This window comes from Nonomuraea sp. NPDC049624, assembly GCF_040675255.1.
Taxonomy (GTDB): Bacteria; Actinomycetota; Actinomycetes; order Streptosporangiales; family Streptosporangiaceae; genus Nonomuraea.
Genome location: NZ_JBFAOR010000008.1, coordinates 491,464 through 510,019, shown reverse-complemented (window position 1 = coordinate 510,019; position 18,556 = coordinate 491,464). Strand labels below are relative to the sequence as shown.

Here is an 18,556-nt window from a genome sequence, read left to right as displayed (position 1 = left end):
GGGCGGTCAGCCGAAGGTGAGGCGGCCCGCCGCGGACAGCGTGCCCAGGCCGCCGGTCGCGCAGGCCAGCAGGCCCATGGCGGGCGTGATCGTGCCGTGGACGCGCTCGCGGTCCAGCGGCCCCGACACGACCGTGCCGGTCAGGAAGCTGTCGGCCGGGCTCTGGGTGGCCAGCCGGTCGGCCCGCGTCCGCACCTCCGAGGTGCCGACCGGCCGCCCGTCGAGGCCGAACCAGGTGATGCGGGCGGTGCCGTGGACCTGCCGGGCGCTCGCGCACGAGGCCCGGCCGACGCTCTTCAGGGTGACCCAGCCCGAACGCAGGTAGGGGGCCGAGCCGTCGCCCGACAGGCAGCCGGTGAGCTGGAGGTTCCCGCGGGCCGACACCGGCCTCGCGGTGAGGCCGATGCGCGGGCTGAAGGTCAGCGGCCGGCCGGCCGGGGAGCTGACGGCGCAGGTCAGGGCGCTACGGTCGGCGGTGGCGGCCCGCGGCTGCGCGGTCGCCGCCGGGCGCACGACCGCTCCCGCGCGGGGAACGTGCGGGGTCGTGAACGCGGGCGGGGTCGTGAACGCGGGCGGGGTGGCCGCGAGCGCGGCCGCGATGATCCAGGTCGGCTTCACGGGACCTCCGTCGGTCGCTCTCGGTGATCGGCGCATCACATCTTGCCGCATCCTGGAGTGATTGAGGCCGCCGATCTCGGGTACCGGCTCGTCGCAACCGCCGCCACCCCGGCGGATTTCGGCGGCCGGAAGCCCACCCCGCGGTCGATTCACGCAGATAGGGTGGCGAATGTACCCCTCCGCAATAAGGAAGATCATGGCGGAATTCATCGAAGTCCGCACGACGATCGAAGGCCATGAGCAGGCCGCCGCGCTCGCGCACACGATCCTGCTCGCGGGGCTGGCCACCTCGATCGACATCGCGGAAGTCCCGGCCGCGCAGGCCGGGGTCTCCTGGCAGCTCACCCTCATCACACCGCGCGAACAGGCCGCCGCGCTGGCGGCGCACATCAGCGCGAACGGCGGCGCCGGCCCCGTCGAGACCCAGCCGGTGCTGCACGACGTCGACGCCTACCCCGACTGGCTCACCGAGGACACCGACCTCCCCTGACCGGCTACTCCGGCGGCCGCTCCCAGTCCCAGCGCGGCACCTCGCGCAGCGGGTGGAGCTGGTCGTCGGTCTCGGCGTGGGAGTTCTGCAGCGCCACCTGCGTGCCGAACTCCACGTGCGAGCGGAGCGAGGCCCGGAACGGCTCGTCGCCGGGCAGCCCCGCCGCGTCGGCGGCCTCCATGTACAGCTCGACGAACCGCCGCCGCTGGGCCTCCTCGATGCCCAGCCCGCGGTGCGCCTCGATGAGCAGCGGGAAGCCGCCCATCTCCGCCGAGAACGTGTCGGGGCCGCCGAACGTCTCGACGGTGAAGGCGGTCAGGTTGTCCACGTGGCTCGCCTTGCCCTCGCCGAAGAGCGGCTGGAGCAGCGGGTCGGCCAGCAGGCTGCGGTAGAAGATCTCGATGAAGCGGCGTAAGCCCTCTTCGCCGCCGGCGTGCTCGAACAAGGTCTGCATGATTACAGGGTTACCCGCCTGGTCGAAGCGCCACCAGACCCATTCGCGCACTCGGACGTCAGTGCGCGGTGGAGCGCATCAGCCCGTGGCAGGCGATCGCCGCCGCGGCCACCACGTTGAGCGAGTCGACGCCCGCGTCCATCGCGGCCGGGCTCATGGGGATGCACACCGCGTGGTCGGCCTCGTGCAGCCAGTGGGAGGACAGGCCGTCGCCCTCGGAGCCGAGCAGCAGCGCCACGCGTTCGCCCATCGGCACCCGGTCGAGGGGGACCGCGCTCTGGTCGGGGGTCAGCGCCAGGGTCTGGAACCCGGCCGCGCGCAGCTCGCCGAGGCCGGTGTACCAGTCGTCGAGCCGCGCGTACGGGATCGAGAAGACCGCGCCCATGGAGACCTTCACCGCCCGGCGGTAGAGCGGGTCGGCGCAGCGCGGCGAGAGCAGGACGCCGTCCACGCCGAGCGCGGCGGCGCAGCGGAAGATCGCGCCGACGTTGGAGTGGTCGACCAGGTCCTCCAGGACCAGCAGCCGGCGGGCGCCGCCCTTGATCAGGTTCTCGGCCGTGGGCAGCGGCAGGCGTCGCATGGAGGCCAGCGCGCCGCGGTGGATCTGGAAGCCCGCGATGCCGGCCATCAGCTCGTCGCTCACCTCGTAGACGGTGGCGTCGCCGATGACGTCGGACAGTGACTCGTACCAGCGCCGGGTGGTCAGGACCGAGCGGATGGGGTAGCCGGCGGCGATGGCCCGCCTGATCACCTTCTCCCCCTCGGCGAGGAACAGGCCGCGCTCCGCCTCCAGGCTCTTGCGCAGCTCGACGTCCCGCAGCCGGGTGTAGTCGGCGATTCGGGGGTCGTCGGCGTCGAACACGTAGTCAGGCACCTTCCGATACTGCCATGCGCCGCCTGACCTGCCAGACGACCGCGTAGCAGGCCAGGACGGCCGACAGCCCGACCACGGTGCCCGCGCCCGTCTTGGTGAGCACGCTCCGGAAGCCGAACGCGGGGTTGGGCTCGTCCACCAGCGGCCACAGCAGGGCGCCGGCGACCGTGCCGAGCGCGCAGGCGGCCAGCACCGCCCACCGCACGGCGGGCGCGAGCCGCAGGCGGCCCGGCACGCCGGCCGCCTCGGCGCGGGACAACGCGCGCCAGGCCCACCACACCACCACGGCCAGCCCGACGGCCGAGGAGGTGTACTGCAGCACGCTGAAGAGCCTGGTCGTGCCGAAGACGGGGGTGTCCGGCCAGGCGCCCCAGCGGGCGGAGGCGTAGGAGTGGGTGAAGGAGTCCCAGAACAGGTGGGTGGCCGAGCCGATCACGCCGCCGGCCACCACCGGCAGGATCCTGAGCCGGCTCGGCCGCAGGAGCGCCGCCGCCGGGCCGGCCAGGGACGGCGGCAGCAGCGAGATCAGCGGATCACGCAGCACGAGGTGGAACAGCGGCAGGAGCAGCAGCACCGCGGCCAGGTCGAGGGTGAGCACGCCCTGCCAGGAGTGCCAGTCGCCGTAGACCGGCAGGAACGGCAGGAAGATCGGCAGATCGGGCACCATCGCCCCGAGCGCGAGCGCCCACGGATCGGCGAACCGCCGCGCCCGGCCGGACGCCACGAGCGGCAGCACGGCGGCGATGTGACTGGGCGTGAACGGCACGATCCCTCCCCCGGACGATCACCGCCATTATCCGGTGAATCTTGAACATCCTTTGCCGCACAGGGCTTAAGGTCACCATGGGTCATGGGTACGTTACGTAACGCTGTCGCCGGCCGGACAGCCGGGAGTTCGGGGGTTCATGGTGTCTGACCAGCGGATTCATGAGCATCCGGCCGCGACGGCCGACTGGCTGCGGGCCGCCCGCGCCGCGCGTGCGCTGTCGGTGGCCACGCTCGCCTGGCTGGCCGTGGAGAGCACGCTGGGCCTGGCCGCCGGGTTGTCGGCGCATTCCGTCGCGCTGATCGGGTGGGGGCTGTCGGCATTCGCCGAGGCCGGGGCGAGCCTGATCGTGGTGTGGCGCTTCACCGGCGCCCGCACGCTCTCGCCGCACGCCGAGACCACCGCCAGGCGCGCGGTGGCGGTGAGCTTCTGGCTGCTCGCGCCCTACCTGGTCGGGCACGTCGCGCACGACCTCGACGCCGGCCACCGGGCCGTGCCGACCGTGCTCGGCATCGTGGTCACGACGGTCAGCCTGGTCAGCATGCCCGCGCTGGGGCTGGTCAAGCGGCGGCTGGGGGCGCGGCTGGCGTCGGCGGCGACGTCCGGCGAGGGCACCCAGAACCTGATCTGCGCCGCCATGGCGGCCGGCGTGCTGGCCGGTCTGTGGCTGAACACGCTGGGCTGGTGGTGGGTGGATCCGGCCATGGCGGTGGCCCTCGCGGCGGTCGCGGTGCGTGAGGGAGCGCGCGCCTGGCGCGGTCACGCCTGCTGCCATTGACCGCCACTCTCCGTAATAGGCGCACCAAAAGAGCGGTTTTGCCACACAGAGCCCACCGAGTAGTGTTCCCGGAGTATTGCGGAGCAACTCCCGCTAGGGTCTCCGGAAGGTCTCAACACACCTAAGAGGACATCGTGGGGCGACACCGGACAGACGAGCTCGACGGCGGCCACCGAGCCCAGGAACCACCCTCCCGCAGGCGGTCGGTCAGCGGGCGTGGCAGGGTGCTCGTACCGCTGGCCGGGGCCGTCGCGCTGGCCGTGCTCCTCGGTGTCGCGGCGTTCGTGATCTTCAACCGGGAGCACGACTGCTCGGCCGGCAAGCTGCCGCTGCGCGTCGTGGCCACCCCCGACATCCACCCCGCGCTCAACAAGATCGCCGCCAACTACACCAAGGCCCTGCACTCGATCGACAGCAAGTGCGTCGAGGTCACCGTGACCAGGGAGGCGGCGGCCAAGACCGCGAACGGGCTGGCCGCCGGCAAGTCCGCCGCGGACGTGTGGGTGGCCGACTCCAGCCTGCTGGTGGGCAACCTCCGCAACTCCCCCGCGGGCTCGGCGCTGCCGCAGCCGGCCGGCTCGATCGCCGTGTCGCCCGTCGTGCTGGCCGCGGCCAAGTCCGCCGCGGCGAAGCTGTCCGCCAGCCTCACGCCGAGCTGGGCGGGCATGATCGCGGCGGCCAACGTGGCCAACCCCGACGGTCCCGGCCGGAAGGTCCGGGTGCTGGCGCTCGACCCGCAGAAGAACTCCGCCGGGCTGGCCGCGCTGCTGGCCGCCGCCACCTCCGCCAAGGAGGCCGGGCAGAACAAGGCGCTGGTCGGCGCGCTGAAGGAGATCTCCGGCCAGCTCGCCTCCGACCCAGCGGCGCTGCTGGCCAGCCTGACGGTGAAGTCGGGCAGCAAGGTGCCGGTCGGCGTCGCCTCCGAGCAGGCCGTCTACGCCCACAACGCCAAGAAGCCCGAGGCCCCGGTGGTCGCCCTCTATCCCAAGGAGGGCACGCTCAGCCTCGACTACCCGATCACGATCGTCACCAAGGACCCGGCGATCCAGAAGGCGGCCGCGGACTTCAGGCAGGACCTCGGCACGGACGCGGCCAAGAAGATCCTGCGCGACGCCGGCTTCCGCAGCCCCGACGGCAAGGCGGGCGAGGCGCTGACGAAGGAGAAGGGGTTCGTCCCCGACAAGCCGGAGGCGCTGCCCAGGCCCGACGCCAAGAGCGTGGCCTCGATGGTGCAGACCTGGTCGCGGCTGAACCTCGGCACCCGGCTGCTCACCCTGCTCGACGTCTCCGGCACGATGGCGCTGCCCGTCCCCGGCACGAACATGACCCGCATGCAGGCCATCAACAAGATCGCCATGGAGGGCCTGGGGCTGTTCCCGGCCGACTCCGAGCTGGGCCTGTGGACGTTCTCCACCCACATGGACGGACAGGGCAAGGACTGGCAGGAACTCGTCTCCGTCGGCCCGCTCGCCGAGTCCACCAACGGCGTGCTGCGCAAGCAGGCATTGGTCCGGCAGTTCGGGCAGATCCAGGCCAAGGCCACCGGCGACACCGGCCTGAACGACACCATCAAGGCCGCCTACGCCGAGCTGACGAAGACGTACCAGGAAGACAAGATCAACACGCTGCTGATCCTCACGGACGGCGCGGGCAACGACGACCCCGACGGCGGCGTCTCGAACGCCCAGATCCTGCAGTACCTCAAGAAGACCTACAACCCGAAGCGGCCGATCAGCATCCTGCTCATCGCCTTCGGGCCGGAGGCCGAGGCGGGCCGCAAGCAGATGGACGCGCTGGCCAGCACGACCGGCGGCGAGGCCTACATCGCCAAGGACGTGCTCCAGGTCCGCGACTTCTTCCTCCAGGGCATGGAACGCCGTCTCTGCGCCCCCGACTGCGACGGCTGAGCCACTCCTGTCACACGGATCACCAGCTCATGCCGGTTCGGCATGACCGCGGCCGCGCCGGTCAACCTGGCCGATCGAGGCGGCGTCCTCTCCCGCGTGGGGGCCTGAGCGCCCGTTCCACCCGCGGGGAGGGGAATCCGTGCCTGGATGGCCGACGGTCGGCCGCGCCGACGATCAGGAGCTGGTCGCCGCTCTGCGGCGGGCCGACACCGACGCCCCCGCCGCCCTGTACGACTCCTACGGCGAACGGCTCTACGACTACGCCCTCACGCTGATCGGCGACCGGGACTCGGCCGGCGACGCCGTGCACGACGCCCTGGTGACCGCGCAGGGCTGCGTGGACCGGCTGAAGGAGGCCGGCCGCCTGCGCGCCTGGGTGTACGCGCTGACCAGGTTTCAGGTCCGGGCCAGGATGGCGCATCGCGGCACGCCCGCCGGGGGCCTGCCGCAGGCGCCTGGGGAGCCCGACTCCGAGCTGGCCGGGCTGGTCCGAGAGACGCTGGGCGAGCTGAGCGGGAACGAGCGCGAGATCGTCCTGCTGTCGCTGCGGCACGGCCTGACGCCGGTCGAGGTCGCCTCGGTGCTGGGGCTGACCTCCCGCCAGGCCGCCACCCGGCTGGGCCGGGCCCGCGACCAGTTGGAGAACGCGGCCGCGGCGGTCGTCCTGGCGAAGACGGGCCGCGCGCACTGCCCGGACCTGTCGGCGATGGTGGACTCCTGGGAGGGGCCGCTCACGCCGTTGCTGCGGCGGCGGCTGTCGGGGCACATCGCCGGGTGCGAGGTGTGCACCGAGGGCAAGCACCGCCAGGTGTCGGCCTCGCGCCTGCTCGACCTGGTGCCGGTCGAGTTCCCGCCGCTCTCGCTGCGCCACCGGGTGGTGGACACCTGCGTCGACCCCGGGCGCGACCAGACCAGGACGCTGATCACCGACCGCGGCGACAACTTCGACCGGACCGGCTTCCCGGTGGCCGCCGAACGGCGCTCGCGCCGCCGCCGTCCGCGCCGTCTCGGGCCGGTGGTGCTGGCCGGGGCGTGCGTGCTGGCCGCGACCGGGGCGGTGGTCGTGCTGAACGGCGGCGACGCCGCGCGGACCGCGCTCACCCGGACGCCCACGCCTGCCGTCTCCCCCTCCGCCGAGCTCACGCCGGCGCCGGAGGAGGACGTGACGCCCGAGCCCACGCCGAGCGCCGACGCGCCGGAGACGTCCCCGTCCGCCACGCCGACGGTCCGGCGGCCCGCCCGGCGGCCCAGCGGCGGGCCGGCCGCGCCCACGGTGAGCCGCCGCAGGCCCGCGCCGGTCGCCCGGCTCGGCACGACGTGTCCCGCTTCGATCGCGGGCGCCGCCAAGATCGGGCTGCGCGCCCGCAACGCCGCGGTCTCCTGGGTGGCGACCGCGTCACAGGGCCTCGACGTCTTCCCCGCCAGCGGTTCGGTCAAGGCGGGCGGCTCGGTGTCGATCTGGGTGACCGTCGTGGACCCGAGCGCCGGCGGCCGCGGCCGCGTCTCGTTCACCTCGAACGGCGGCGCCGCCAGTTGCTCGCTCGCCTGGAACGCCGACCGCGCCCCCGAGACCGATCCCCCTTCCGATCCGCCCACGCCCACCGCCGACCCGTCCGAGACGCCGAGCGAAGGGCCGAGCTCGAATGTGGACGCGGCACCACAAGGGTGACGAACACTTCCCCAGGGAGAGCGGACATAACGGGATAAACAGGACCCTGGCTCGAACATCATAGGCCACATAGGGCATTCTGGTTAGCTTGGGGAACACGCCCGGAAACCCGGAGTCACCACGTCATGTGGCGGACGTCACAGGAGAAACTTCGCCATGCCGGTGAACCTCAACGGCTCACCAAGCGTCGGCATTGACGTGCCCGGACCAGGATTGGTCCCATGAAAATCGATCAACCATGTCTTGACCGGAAAGAGCAGGAGAGAAACAGGAGATGCTCAAGCACCGCAGAGCGCTGGCATGGCTGCTGGCGCTCGCCTGCATAGCGGGGGCCGTGGTCGCGCTGTTCGACCTCGACACCCCGCTGCGCCCGTTCTTGATCTCCCTGTTCCTCATGGTGGTGCCGGGGGCGGCGGTGGTGGGGCTGTTGCGCGATCGTGACCCCCTTGCCGCACTATCAGTAGGAGCCGCGGCCAGCCTCGTCCTGAACGTGCTCCTCGCCGAAGCCATGCTGCTGTTCAACGCATGGTCGCCCAGAGCCGGCGTGGCGACGGTCGCCGTGCTCGGCGGGTTCATGTACGTGCTTCGCGTGTTGTACCGGGGGAAGAACATGCAGACCGAACAGGGGGCCAGGGCAAGGTGAACATCCAGGTAGTGCGCCCGAGAGACCTCGGAGACGCCGAACGCGCCCGATGGCGGGAGCTGCAGAAGGCCGATCCGAGTCTGGACAACCCGTTCCTCTCCGTCGAGTTCGCCGTGGCGATGGACCGCTTGCGTGACTACGTGAGGGTGGCGGTCATCTCCGACGGCAACCGCATCGCCGGGTTCTTCCCGTACGAACGGCACAGCTTCGGCATCGGCAAGCCGCTCGGCGGCTTCCTGACCACCTGCCACGGCCTGATCGCGCTCCCCGACCTGCGGCTCGACGCCAAGCAGCTGCTGCGCGCCTGCAAGCTCAGCGTGTTCGACTTCGACCACCTGGTCGCCGGCCAGCCGACGTTCGCCCCGTACGAGGCCGACGTGCGCCCGGCCCCCGTGATGGATTTCACCTCCGGCTTCGACTCCTGGCTGGAGCAGGTCAAGGCCAACTCCCCGAAGAACCTCAAGACCGTCCGCTACAAGGAGCGCAAGTTCGGCCGGGAGCAGGGCGGGCTGCGCTTCGAGTGGAACGCCACCGACCCCGAGGTCCTGCGCACGCTCCTGGCCTGGAAGTCCGACCAGTACCGGCGCACCGGCCGGGTCGACCGGTTCGCCCAGCCCTGGATCGTCGAACTCATCGACATGATGCATGCCGAGAAGTCATCGGACTTCTCCGGCATCCTCACCATGCTTTATGCCGGGGACGTGCCTGTTGCCGGGCATTTCGGTCTCCGTACCGCCACAACGCTTGTAGGGTGGTTCCCCGCCTACGACACCGAGTACGCCCGCTACTCGCCCGGCATCGTCCACCATCTGCAGATGGCCGAGGCCGCCGCGAACGACGGGATGCACATGGTTGACATGGGCAAGGGCGGCAAGGAGTACAAAGACTGGCTCAAGAGCGGGGTCCTGTACGTCGCCGAGGGCCGCATCTCACGACCGTCCGCGACAGCGGCCGTCCACTGGATGGGCCGAACTCCTTTCAACAAAGCTCGAACAATCGTGTTGGATCGACCGTCTCTTTATAAGGCGGCCGACCGCGTCCTCAAGGGTTTTGGTCGGGTGCGCACCTCGATGCAGCAGCAGCAGGAGTCACCCAATGTAGTCAAGGAACCAACGGGAGCCGGCTGAACGCTCCCGGCATCACCCCCCGGCACCAGCACACACCCTCACTCCACAGGACCCAACAATGCACCGCTCGTCGGCTCCGTCATTCCCGCAGCACCCGGGGATGACTCCGTGCGGTGAGCAGGGCCGGGTCCCGGAAGGATATCCCTCGTCATGAGTCCCGAGATCACCAAGCACAACGGCAAGGTTCAGAAGTCCCCCTTGCGTTCCATGCCGCCCCCTTCGAGTTTCACGCCCGTCACCCCTCACCTGGCCATTTCCCCGACGGTGAGCGTGGTCGTGCCGGCGATGAACGAGGCGGAGAACCTGCCGCACGTCTTCGCGACGATCCCCCAGTGGGTCGACGAGATCGTGCTCGTCGACGGCAACTCCGTCGACGACACGGTCGAGGTCGCCAGGCGCCTGCGGCCCAACGTGAAGATCGTCACGCAGACCGGCAAGGGCAAGGGCGACGCCCTGGCCGCCGGCTTCGCCGCGTGCACCAGCGACATCATCGTCATGATCGACGCCGACGGCTCGACGGACGGCCGCGAGATCATCTCGTTCGTGGGCGCCCTCGTGACCGGGGCCGACTTCGTCAAGGGCTCGCGTTACGCCGCCGGGGGCGGCAGCGACGACCTGACGCTCAACCGGCGCCTGGGCAACAAGGTCCTGACCGGCATCGTCAACGTGATGTACAAGACGAACTACACCGACCTGTGCTACGGCTACAACGCGTTCTGGGCGCGTCACCTCGACGTGCTCGACCTCGACTGCGACGGCTTCGAGGTCGAGACCCTGATGAACGTGCGGGCGGCCAAGGCCGGGCTGAAGGTGCACGAGGTGCCCAGCCACGAGCGCAACCGCATTCACGGCGAGAGCAACCTGCGTGCCGTACGAGATGGCTTCCGTGTGCTCAAGACGATCCTGAAGGAGTGGCGCCGCCAGCCCTCCGCCCCTCAGCCTGAGCCCACCGCCACTCCCGCCGCTGACCGAGGCGTCGCGTAAGAGGAACCGTTGTGAACACGTCTGTTGTCATCTGCGTCTACACAGAAGAGCGCTGGGAGGACATCAGGCAGGCAGTCGAGTCGGTCGAGAACCAGAGCCGCCCGGCACACGAGCTGATCCTGGTGGTCGACCACAATCCGGACCTGCACCTGAAGCTCAAGCGCGCCTATCCACAGGCCATTGTGGTGGAGAACACGCACGAGCAGGGGCTGTCCGGCGGCAAGAACACCGGCGTGGCCACGGCCACCGGTGAGATCGTCGCGTTTCTCGACGACGACGCGGTCGCCGACGCGGGGTGGCTGGAGGCTTTGGAGGAGGGCTTCCAGGAATCCGGTGTGGTGGGCGTGGGCGGGCGTACCGACCCCTTGTGGGCGTCGAACCGCCGGCCCCGCTGGTTCCCGTACGAGTTCGACTGGACGGTCGGGTGCACGTACCGCGGCATGCCCGCGGTACGCGCGCCGATCCGCAACGTCATGGGCGGCAACGCCGCCTTCCTGCGCGAGGTCGTCGCCGAGGTCGGCGGCTTCCACAGCGGCATCGGCCGCAGCGTGCAGGGCCGCAAGTCGCGCCCGCTGGGCTGCGAGGAGACCGAGTTCTGCATCAGGCTGAGCCAGCGCAAGCCGGGCTCGGTCATGCTGTTCGAGCCCCGCGCGGTCATCGGGCACAAGGTGTCCAGGCAGCGCGAGGGCTTCGCCTACTTCAGGTCCAGGTGCTACGCGGAGGGCCTGTCGAAGGCCCTGGTCACGCGGGAGGTCGGCACCCAGGACGGCCTGGCCAGCGAGCGCGCCCACGCCATGAAGACGCTGCCGCTCGGCGCGCTGCGCGGCGTGGGCGACGCCCTGCGCGGCGATCCGTCCGGGCTCGGCAGGGCCGCCGCGATCGTCGTCGGCCTGGCCTGGACGACCTGGGGTTACGTGGTTGGCACGGCACGGCTGAAGGTGGCACGCTCATGATCCGCATTCCGATCCTGATGTACCACTCGGTCAGCGACAGCCCCAACGACGAGACGCGGCCGCACGCCGTGCGGCCGTCCGACCTGGCCGAGCAGCTCGCCTACCTGTCGGAGAGCGGGTTCACCCCGCTCACGCTGGGCGACCTGGTGGCCGCGCTGAACAAGATCGACGGCCGTACGGTGCCGGCGAAGCCGATCGTGCTGACCTTCGACGACGGCTACGCCGACTTCCACAGCCAGGCGCTGCCCCTGCTCGACCGCTACAACTTCCCGGCCACGGTCTTCCTGACCAGCGGCTGGGTGGCCGACGCGGGCAAGGACGCCGCGGGCCGTCCGCTCGACGACATGCTGTCGTGGGGCCAGGCCCGCGAGGCCGCCCAGAACGGCATCGAGATCGGCGGCCACAGCCACAGCCACCCGCAGCTCGACCAGCTCCGCACCGACGACCTGCGGCAGGAGCTGCGCAGGAACAAGGGGCTGCTGGAGGAGAAGATCGGCGCGCCGGTCGCCACCATGGCCTACCCCTACGGCTACTCCAGCGCCCGGGTCCGCCAGGAGGTGCGCAAGGCCGGCTACTTCGCCGCCTGCGCCGTGAGCAACACCATCGCGGCCGACCGCCACGACATGCTGGCCATCCCCCGGCTGACGGTCGGCAAGCCGACGACCATCAGCATGTTCAAGCGCGCCGTCGAAGGCAACGCCGTGCCTCTCATCTACCTGCGCGAACGCATCCTCACCAAGGGGTACGCGGTCGTCCGGCGGACGAGGTACGGGCTGCAGCGGGTGCGCGGAAATGTCTAGCCTGCGGGAAAAGCTCCTGCGCGACCTCAGCAATCCGCTCTTCCGCCAGGGTTACGCCCTGATGGCCAACACGGTCGTCACGGGCACCCTCGGCATGGGCTACTGGCTGCTGGCGGCGCACTTCTACACCCCCGAGGAGTTCGGGCGCGGCCAGGCGGTGATCACCGCGATGCGGCTGTTCGCGTCGCTGACCGCGCTCGGCTTCGTGGGCGCGCTGGCCCGCTTCCTGCCGGTGGCCGGTCGGCGCACGCCCGAGCTCATCCTGCGCGGCTACGGCCTGGCCGCCGCCACGGGCGGGGTCGCGGCGCTCGGCTTCCTGCTGACGTTGCCGCTGTGGGGGAAGACGTACTCGGTGCTGGCCGGGTTCGGGCCGGGGTTGTTCTTCCTGGCCTCGGTGCTGGTGTGGGCCGTCTTCACACTCCAGGACGTCGTGCTCACCGGGTTGCGCAAGGCCACCTGGGTGCCGGTCAACAACCTGGTGTTCGGCCTGGTCAAGATGGGCCTGCTGGTCGCGCTGGCCGGCGCGCTGCCCGACGGCGGGATCTTCGTCTCGTGGATGATCCCCACCGCGCTCGCGCTGATCCCGGTCAACTGGCTGATCTTCGGCTTCGTCGTGCCCCGGCACGTCAAGAGCCTCGGCACCGCCCACGAGCCGCCCGGCCTGCGGCAGATCGGCCGGTTCCTGGCCGGTGACTTCCCCGGCACCCTGTCGATCCTGGCGATCGTCTACCTGGTGCCCGTGGTGGTGGCGACCAAGGTGGGCGAGGCCACGTTCGGGCGCTTCTCGATGGCCCACACGCTGGCCAGCATGATCGAGCTGCTGGCCATGAACATGGCGGTATCGCTGACGGTCGAGGGTTCCTTCGATCGTTCCAAACTGGCTCTGAACTGCCGGCGGGCGCTGCGGCGCGGCTTCATGATCGTGACGCCGATCATCGCGGTGGCCATCATCGGGGCGCCGCTGATCCTGACCGTCTTCGGGGCCGAGTTCGCCGACGAGGGGTCCACGCTGCTGCGGCTGATGGCGCTGGCCGTGCTGCCGCGGGTGCTGATCGAGGTGTACCTGAGCGCGTTGCGGGCACAGAGCCACGCGCGCACGCTGGCGCTCGTGCAGATCGGGCTGGCGGTGCTGGTGCTGGTGTCCACGGTGGCCCTCTTCCCGCACTTCGGGGTGAACGCGGTGGGTTACGGGCTGCTCTTCAGCGAGCTGCTGGTGGCACTTCTGATCTTCGGAAATCTACGCAAAATACTCAATTTTGGTGAAACTGGGCAGCCGACTGTCACTCAGGGGTCGTCCGGGGCCGCATGATGGTCAACGTGAGGCAACGGGACGGCGATGGCATGACTAAGGGGAAGACCGGCTCCTCCGACGTTCGCAAGGACGCCGGGGAGGAGACAGAGACGCCCTTCGATCCGGAGGCCACGGGGGTGATCCCGCGGCTGACGTTCGACGACGGGCAAGGAGGCGCTCCGGCGTCCCCACCGGCGTCGGACGAGGAGGCGCCGGCGGCGTCCGGCTCCCCGGCGGAGGTGAACGCCGAGACGACGACGGCCTTCCGCGTCCCCGCACCCCTGCACATCGGCCACCCGCCCACGGCTGACGAGCCCGCTTCCGGGCCTTCGCAGGCGTTCGCGGAGCGCGACGGCGAGGCCCGGCCCAAGACGGTGGGGCCCAACGCGTTCACCGCCAGGGCGCCCCACGCCCCGGCGGCCGAGCCGTCCGGCCCTGAGGGGGCGTCCGGTCCCGAGGGGGCGTCCGGTCCCGAGGGGGCGTCCGGTCCCGAAGGGGTGTCCGGGGAGGGCGCGGCTGCGGAGTCGAAGGGCTCGCCGGCCGCCGGGACCATGCCGATGCCTGTGGCGCGGCCTCCCCAGGCTCCGCCCGCCGAGGCCGCCGAGGGCGGCTCCCCCACCCCTGCCGCCGGCTCCTCGAAGAGCTCCGCGGCACCCGCACGTCCGGCGAGTGGCCCGAAGGGCTCCGGATCGGGCGCGACGGAGGGGGCTCGTTCCGGGGCGTCCTCCGACGCGGGTGGCGCCTCGCCGAACGGGGAGGCGGGCGCCGGTCGTACCGGGGTCGCCGACGCGGGGAGCGCGGGCGCATCCGGCACGGACGCGTCCGGCCCCCAGGGGGCCGGCGCCGCCGATGACGGCGAGGGTGATGGTGACGGCAGGACCGTCGCCTTCAGGGCGCCTGCTTCCCGGACGGCCGGTGCCGGTGCCGTTGCGGCGTCCGGCGCCGGGGCTCCGGTCGTCGAGCGGGCGCCGGTCGTCGAGCGGGCTCCGGTTGTCGAGCGGGCTCCGGCGGCTTCCGGCGACGGGCAGGGCGTGGGCGGCCCGCGGGGCGGCGAAGGCGCGCCCGTGGCCGCGGGACAGCAGGGCCGGGCCGCCGGAGGGCGGCTCGCGGCGCTGATCGCCGGCGCGCCCAAGTGGTTGCCGGTCGTCCTCGTGCTCGAGGGCCTGCTCATGTACATCCTCGCCCTGCGCGTGCCCCCGGGGCCGCTGCGGGGTGTGGACCCGGACAACATCAACGGCCTGGGCCTGATCTCGGCGCTGCCGGCGACGGCGTTCATCGCCATCCTGATCATGATCGTGTCGTTCTTCGTCACGGTCGCCCAGAGCACCGACCGCAAGTTCCTGCTGCTGTTCCAGATCGCCGCCATCACGTTCGCCCTGCACGGCGCGGGCGCCCTGGTGGCCACCGAGCCGCGTTTCCCCACGGCCTACATCCACGCCGGTTTCGTGGAGTTCATCTCCAGGACGGGCGAGACGGCGATCAGCATCGACGCCCGCATGGGCTGGCCGGGCTTCTTCGCGTTGTTCGCGTTCGTCACCAAGGCCGCCGGCATCACCGACATGACGACGATCCTGCAGTGGACGCCGCTCCTGTCGAACCTGCTCTACCTGCTCCCGTTCGTCCTGATCCTGCGCCAGGTGGTGGCGACGACGCGGGCCCGCTGGTTCGCGGCGCTGCTGTTCATCCTCGTGCAGTGGATCGGACAGGACTACTTCTCGCCGCAGGGGTTCACCTTCGCCCTGTATCTGGCGTTCGTGGCGATCCTGTTGCGCTGGTTCGGACGGGTGGAGCCGCGTACCAAGCCGATCCCGACCAAGGGGCTGCGCAAGCTGCTGGGCAGGCTCGACGCGATGACGCCCGGCGAGATCGTGAACACCGGCACGTACCGGGCCGACAAGCTGCTGATGTTGCTGATGTTGCTGGCGTTGTTCTTCGCGTCGGTGGCCTCGCACCAGATCACGCCGTTCATGATGATGGGCGTGGTGACGGCCTTCCTGATCTTCAAGCGGACCTCGCTGACGTGGGCGCTGCCGTTCTTCCTCGGTCTCGTGACGCTGGCGTGGATCAGCTACATGACGGTCGGGTTCTGGGCGGGCCAGATCGACGCGATCTTCGGCGGCCTGGGCAAGATCCTGCAGAACATCGGCAGCGCCACCTCCGACCGCGTCGAGGGCAGCGACCCGGCGCACGCGCTGGTGTTGCAGGCGCGGCTCGGCATCCTCGGCGTCATCCTCTCGCTGGCGGCGGCCGGGCTGTTCCGGCGGCTGCGCCGCGGGGTGTTCGACCGGTCCGCGCTGATCCTGCTGTGCGTGCCGGTGCTGGCGCTGGGGCTGCAGAGCTACGGCGGCGAGATCGGCCTGCGCATCTACATGTTCGCGCTGCCGGGCTCCTGCCTGCTGGCCGCCTACGCGTTCTTCCCGAACCTGCCGGCCGACAGCGCGGACGTGCGCGAGGAGACCGTGCCGCTGCGCAGGCGGAACGTGCGCTTCAACCCCGAGCTGACCAGGAAGATCTCGGTCGTGCTCGCCGCCTGCTTCGCGGTGCTGTTCGCCTTCGCGTTCCTGCTGGCCCGGTACGGCAACGAGAAGTTCGAACGGGTCACCACCGGCGAGGTCGCCGCCCTGCACTACGTCTACGACCACGACAAGCCGAGCGCCAAGGTGCTCTACCTGGTGCCCAAGGAGGGGCCGGAGGTCACGCCGACCCTGCCGTGGGGCGAGCGGGACGTCGAGCTGGTCAACTTCGGCGTGCAGGCGCTGGTGCACAAGGACCCGACGCAGATCGCCGACGCGGTGGCCAAGCTGAAGGAGCAGCCGCGCAACTCGTACCTGATGGTGAGCCGCGGGCAGGTCAGCTACCTGCAGCTCAACGAGGGCTTCCCGGAGGACTGGGGGCAGCGGTTCCGGGCCGCCCTCGACGCCTCGCCCGACCTGAAGAAGGTCTTCTCCAACGACGACGCCGCGCTCTACACCTGGAAGAAGTTCGTGAAGGGCACGGAGATCCCCGATCCCAACCCCTACAAGGGCCGCGGCGACCCCACCTCGCCCTGGACGCCCGTCGGCATCGGGGCGCTGGTCGTGACGTGGGTGGCGCTGTTCGGCTACGAGGTCATCGGGCTGAACGGGCCGAACCGGGCACGACGGGCGCGCAGAGGGCTGATGTTCCTGGCCATCCCGTCGTTCTTGATCTCTATAGCAGTGATCGTGGAGAGATTTATCCACATCGCACTAAATAACTGAATTCACAGGAAACGCTAAGGTTTTGCGGGATGATGTAGGCCTGATGAGGACACAGGAGACACTTCCCGCCATGCCCGATGCACGACTCGCGGCTGCGAGGATCACTTCTGTGGACGCCCTGCGCGGCTTCTCGCTGCTGGGCATCCTCGTCGTCAACATCGCCTTCCTGGCCTCCGGTTTCCGGATGGCCGGGATGGCGGAGCCCGGCTTCGACTCCTCCCTCGACTGGGTCGTGCGCTGGACCGTGACGCTGTTCATGGAGAACAAGTTCTACCTGCTGTTCTCCTTCCTGTTCGGCTACAGCTTCACGCTCCAGCTCGACTCGGCCGTCCGGCAGGGGCGGGCGTTCGTGCCGATGTTCCTGCGCCGCCTGGGCGGGCTGCTGCTGATCGGCCTGGCCCACGCGGTGCTGCTGTTCCCCGGCGACATCCTGACCACGTACGCGTTCGTCGGGATCGCGCTGCTGGTGCTGCGCAGGATCGGCCCCAAGACCGCGATCGTGCTGGCCGGGCTGCTGACCCTGATGCTCGCGTTCGGGTTCCTGATGCTGGCGCTGCTGGCGATGGTCGGCCTGGACGCCTCCGGCACGGTCGCCGAGGGCACCGCCGAGGCCGCCAGGTCCGACACCGCACTCGGCGGGGTGTTCTGGCAGATCATCTCCGAGCACATGCGCAAGCTGTCGCTGATCGTCCTGCTGCGGGTGCTGTTCCAGGGGCCGGCGGTGCTGGCCGCGTGCCTGATCGGGCTGGCGGTCGGCAAGCTGGGCGTGCTGCGGAACCTGTCGGCGCACAAGGTGGCGCTGCGCAGGTTGCAGTGGACCGGGTTCACGGTCGGGCTGGCCGGCGCCTTCGTCTACACGCAGTCGGCCTGGAACGGCACGGTGAACAAGTTCCTGGGCGAGGCCATCGACCTGGTGACCGCGCCGCTGCTGGCCGCCGCGTACGCGGCCACGTTCCTGCGGGTGCTGCCGTACCTGCCGCGGGTGGGCCGGGCCCTGGCCGCCCCCGGGCGGATGGCCCTGTCGAACTACCTGGGCCAGTCGCTGATCTGTTCGCTGATCTTCACCGGTTACGGCCTGGCCCTGGTGGACCGGGTCAGCCCCGCCGTCGAGGTGCTGATCGCGCTGGCCATCTTCACCGTCCAGGTGCTCTACAGCCACTGGTGGCTCAAGGGACACCGGTACGGGCCGGTGGAGTGGGTGCTGCGCTACCTGACGTACTGGCGCAGGCCCACGGGCCAGCGGCACAAGGTTCCCGATTCCGCGCAGGCCTTCTAAAATCGTCTGTCCAAATGTCCCTTGGGCGAGGTACGCTCTCATGTGTAAGGAAAATCTTTCACGTGACGGGAAACCATGACCGATGCCGCGCCGACCGGTGACGAGCTGGTCGAGATGCTGGCGGCGCTGGGCAACCCCCTGCGGGTGCGCATCGTCGCGACCCTGGCCGCCGGCCGCGACTATGTGAGCCATCTGGCCCGCGAGATCGGCGTCAGCCGTCCGCTCCTCCACATGCACCTGCGGCGGCTGGAAGCGGCCGGCCTGATCGTCGGCACGCTGGAGCTCTCCGAGGACGGCAAGGCCATGAAGTACTACGAAGTCACCGACTTCGACGTCCACCTCACCGCAGCGGCGCTGGCCGAGGCGGCCAAGACCCTCACCGCGCCCGACCCGGAGCCCAAGGAGCGCCCCTGATGCCCACCGCCTGGCCCGAGGTGATCTTCATCCTCGGCGTGCTGCTCGTGACCGGCTTCCTGATCTGCCTGGTCATCGTCGGCCTCTTCGACTTCCGCAAGGCGAAGCTGGAGGCCCTGCAGAAGGACGACCTGCGCCGGCTCGTGCACAGGTTCGAGCAGCTCGCCGAGAACACCCTCGACGCCCAGCAGCGCTCGGCGGCCGACCTGGCCGAACTGCGCGCCCGCACGGCGTCGATCGAGCAGATCCTCAGAACCGTCGAGTAGGAGCGTG

Annotated in this window: 18 protein-coding genes; 14 read left to right on the top strand and 4 right to left on the bottom strand. The window is 70.5% G+C overall.

Going from position 1 to position 18,556, the window contains the following annotated elements:
- Positions 1-6 precede the first annotated feature (6 nt).
- Positions 7-618, bottom strand: coding sequence for a hypothetical protein (locus AB0J76_RS33455; RefSeq protein ID WP_364391668.1), 612 nt, complete (start codon positions 616-618; stop codon positions 7-9).
- Between the two features lie 196 nt (positions 619-814).
- Between AB0J76_RS33455 and AB0J76_RS33450 the strand changes: the two genes are divergently transcribed.
- Positions 815-1,108 carry a hypothetical protein gene (locus AB0J76_RS33450; protein ID WP_352327052.1) on the top strand — a complete coding sequence of 98 codons (294 nt, stop codon included), beginning with the start codon at positions 815-817 and terminating at the stop codon, positions 1,106-1,108.
- Positions 1,109-1,112: 4 nt separating this feature from the next.
- Here AB0J76_RS33450 and AB0J76_RS33445 read toward each other — a convergent pair whose 3' ends face one another.
- From AB0J76_RS33445 to AB0J76_RS33435, 3 genes are read right to left on the bottom strand one after another with little or no spacing between them, the layout of a single operon-like run.
- Positions 1,113-1,562, bottom strand: a complete 450-nt coding sequence (locus tag AB0J76_RS33445; RefSeq protein ID WP_352327053.1) for a group II truncated hemoglobin — start codon at positions 1,560-1,562, stop codon at positions 1,113-1,115.
- A 58-nt stretch (positions 1,563-1,620) separates the two neighbouring features.
- Positions 1,621-2,436, bottom strand: a complete 816-nt coding sequence (locus tag AB0J76_RS33440) for an RNA methyltransferase (RefSeq protein WP_352327054.1) — start codon at positions 2,434-2,436, stop codon at positions 1,621-1,623.
- Entirely contained in the window at positions 2,429-3,202 is a 774-nt protein-coding gene (locus AB0J76_RS33435) for a DUF4184 family protein (RefSeq protein ID WP_352327055.1), read from the bottom strand. Before AB0J76_RS33435 ends, AB0J76_RS33440 begins: the two co-directional genes overlap by 8 nt.
- 139 nt (positions 3,203-3,341) lie before the next feature.
- Here AB0J76_RS33435 and AB0J76_RS33430 point away from each other — a divergent pair, with 139 nt between their 5' ends.
- The 13 genes from AB0J76_RS33430 (at position 3,342) to AB0J76_RS33370 (ending at position 18,549) form a co-directional block, all read left to right on the top strand.
- Positions 3,342-3,980 (top strand): hypothetical protein, encoded by a 639-nt coding sequence (locus AB0J76_RS33430; RefSeq protein ID WP_352327056.1) that lies wholly within the window; start codon positions 3,342-3,344, stop codon positions 3,978-3,980.
- Between the two features lie 134 nt (positions 3,981-4,114).
- Entirely contained in the window at positions 4,115-5,887 is a 1,773-nt protein-coding gene (locus AB0J76_RS33425; RefSeq protein WP_352327057.1) for a substrate-binding domain-containing protein, read from the top strand.
- 139 nt (positions 5,888-6,026) lie between these two features.
- The gene (locus AB0J76_RS33420; RefSeq protein ID WP_352327058.1) at positions 6,027-7,556 is read left to right on the top strand and encodes a sigma factor-like helix-turn-helix DNA-binding protein; all 1,530 of its coding nucleotides are present in this window, start codon (positions 6,027-6,029) and stop codon (positions 7,554-7,556) included.
- A 274-nt stretch (positions 7,557-7,830) separates the two neighbouring features.
- Positions 7,831-8,199, top strand: a complete 369-nt coding sequence (locus tag AB0J76_RS33415) for a hypothetical protein (RefSeq protein WP_352327059.1) — start codon at positions 7,831-7,833, stop codon at positions 8,197-8,199.
- Complete coding sequence (locus AB0J76_RS33410; RefSeq protein ID WP_364391661.1) at positions 8,196-9,326, top strand: GNAT family N-acetyltransferase; 1,131 nt, start codon at positions 8,196-8,198, stop codon at positions 9,324-9,326. The genes AB0J76_RS33415 and AB0J76_RS33410 overlap by 4 nt, the downstream gene beginning before the upstream one ends.
- Before the next feature lie 150 nt (positions 9,327-9,476).
- Positions 9,477-10,310: a glycosyltransferase family 2 protein gene (locus AB0J76_RS33405; protein ID WP_352327061.1), complete on the top strand. Its 834-nt coding sequence runs from the start codon at positions 9,477-9,479 to the stop codon at positions 10,308-10,310.
- A gap of 11 nt (positions 10,311-10,321) precedes the next feature.
- On the top strand, positions 10,322-11,263 hold the full coding sequence (locus AB0J76_RS33400) for a glycosyltransferase family 2 protein (protein ID WP_352327062.1): 942 nt from the start codon (positions 10,322-10,324) through the stop codon (positions 11,261-11,263).
- On the top strand, positions 11,260-12,063 hold the full coding sequence (locus tag AB0J76_RS33395; RefSeq protein ID WP_352327063.1) for a polysaccharide deacetylase family protein: 804 nt from the start codon (positions 11,260-11,262) through the stop codon (positions 12,061-12,063). The genes AB0J76_RS33400 and AB0J76_RS33395 overlap by 4 nt, the downstream gene beginning before the upstream one ends.
- The gene (locus AB0J76_RS33390; protein ID WP_352327064.1) at positions 12,056-13,372 is read left to right on the top strand and encodes a hypothetical protein; all 1,317 of its coding nucleotides are present in this window, start codon (positions 12,056-12,058) and stop codon (positions 13,370-13,372) included. The genes AB0J76_RS33395 and AB0J76_RS33390 overlap by 8 nt, the downstream gene beginning before the upstream one ends.
- Positions 13,373-13,404: 32 nt before the next feature.
- Complete coding sequence (locus AB0J76_RS33385) at positions 13,405-16,593, top strand: hypothetical protein (protein ID WP_364391655.1); 3,189 nt, start codon at positions 13,405-13,407, stop codon at positions 16,591-16,593.
- Between the two features lie 70 nt (positions 16,594-16,663).
- Positions 16,664-17,869 (top strand): DUF418 domain-containing protein, encoded by a 1,206-nt coding sequence (locus tag AB0J76_RS33380; protein ID WP_352326039.1) that lies wholly within the window; start codon positions 16,664-16,666, stop codon positions 17,867-17,869.
- 75 nt (positions 17,870-17,944) lie between these two features.
- Positions 17,945-18,283 carry a winged helix-turn-helix domain-containing protein gene (locus AB0J76_RS33375; RefSeq protein ID WP_352326040.1) on the top strand — a complete coding sequence of 113 codons (339 nt, stop codon included), beginning with the start codon at positions 17,945-17,947 and terminating at the stop codon, positions 18,281-18,283.
- Complete coding sequence (locus AB0J76_RS33370) at positions 18,283-18,549, top strand: hypothetical protein (RefSeq protein WP_352326042.1); 267 nt, start codon at positions 18,283-18,285, stop codon at positions 18,547-18,549. The genes AB0J76_RS33375 and AB0J76_RS33370 overlap by 1 nt, the downstream gene beginning before the upstream one ends.
- Positions 18,550-18,556: the final 7 nt, after the last annotated feature.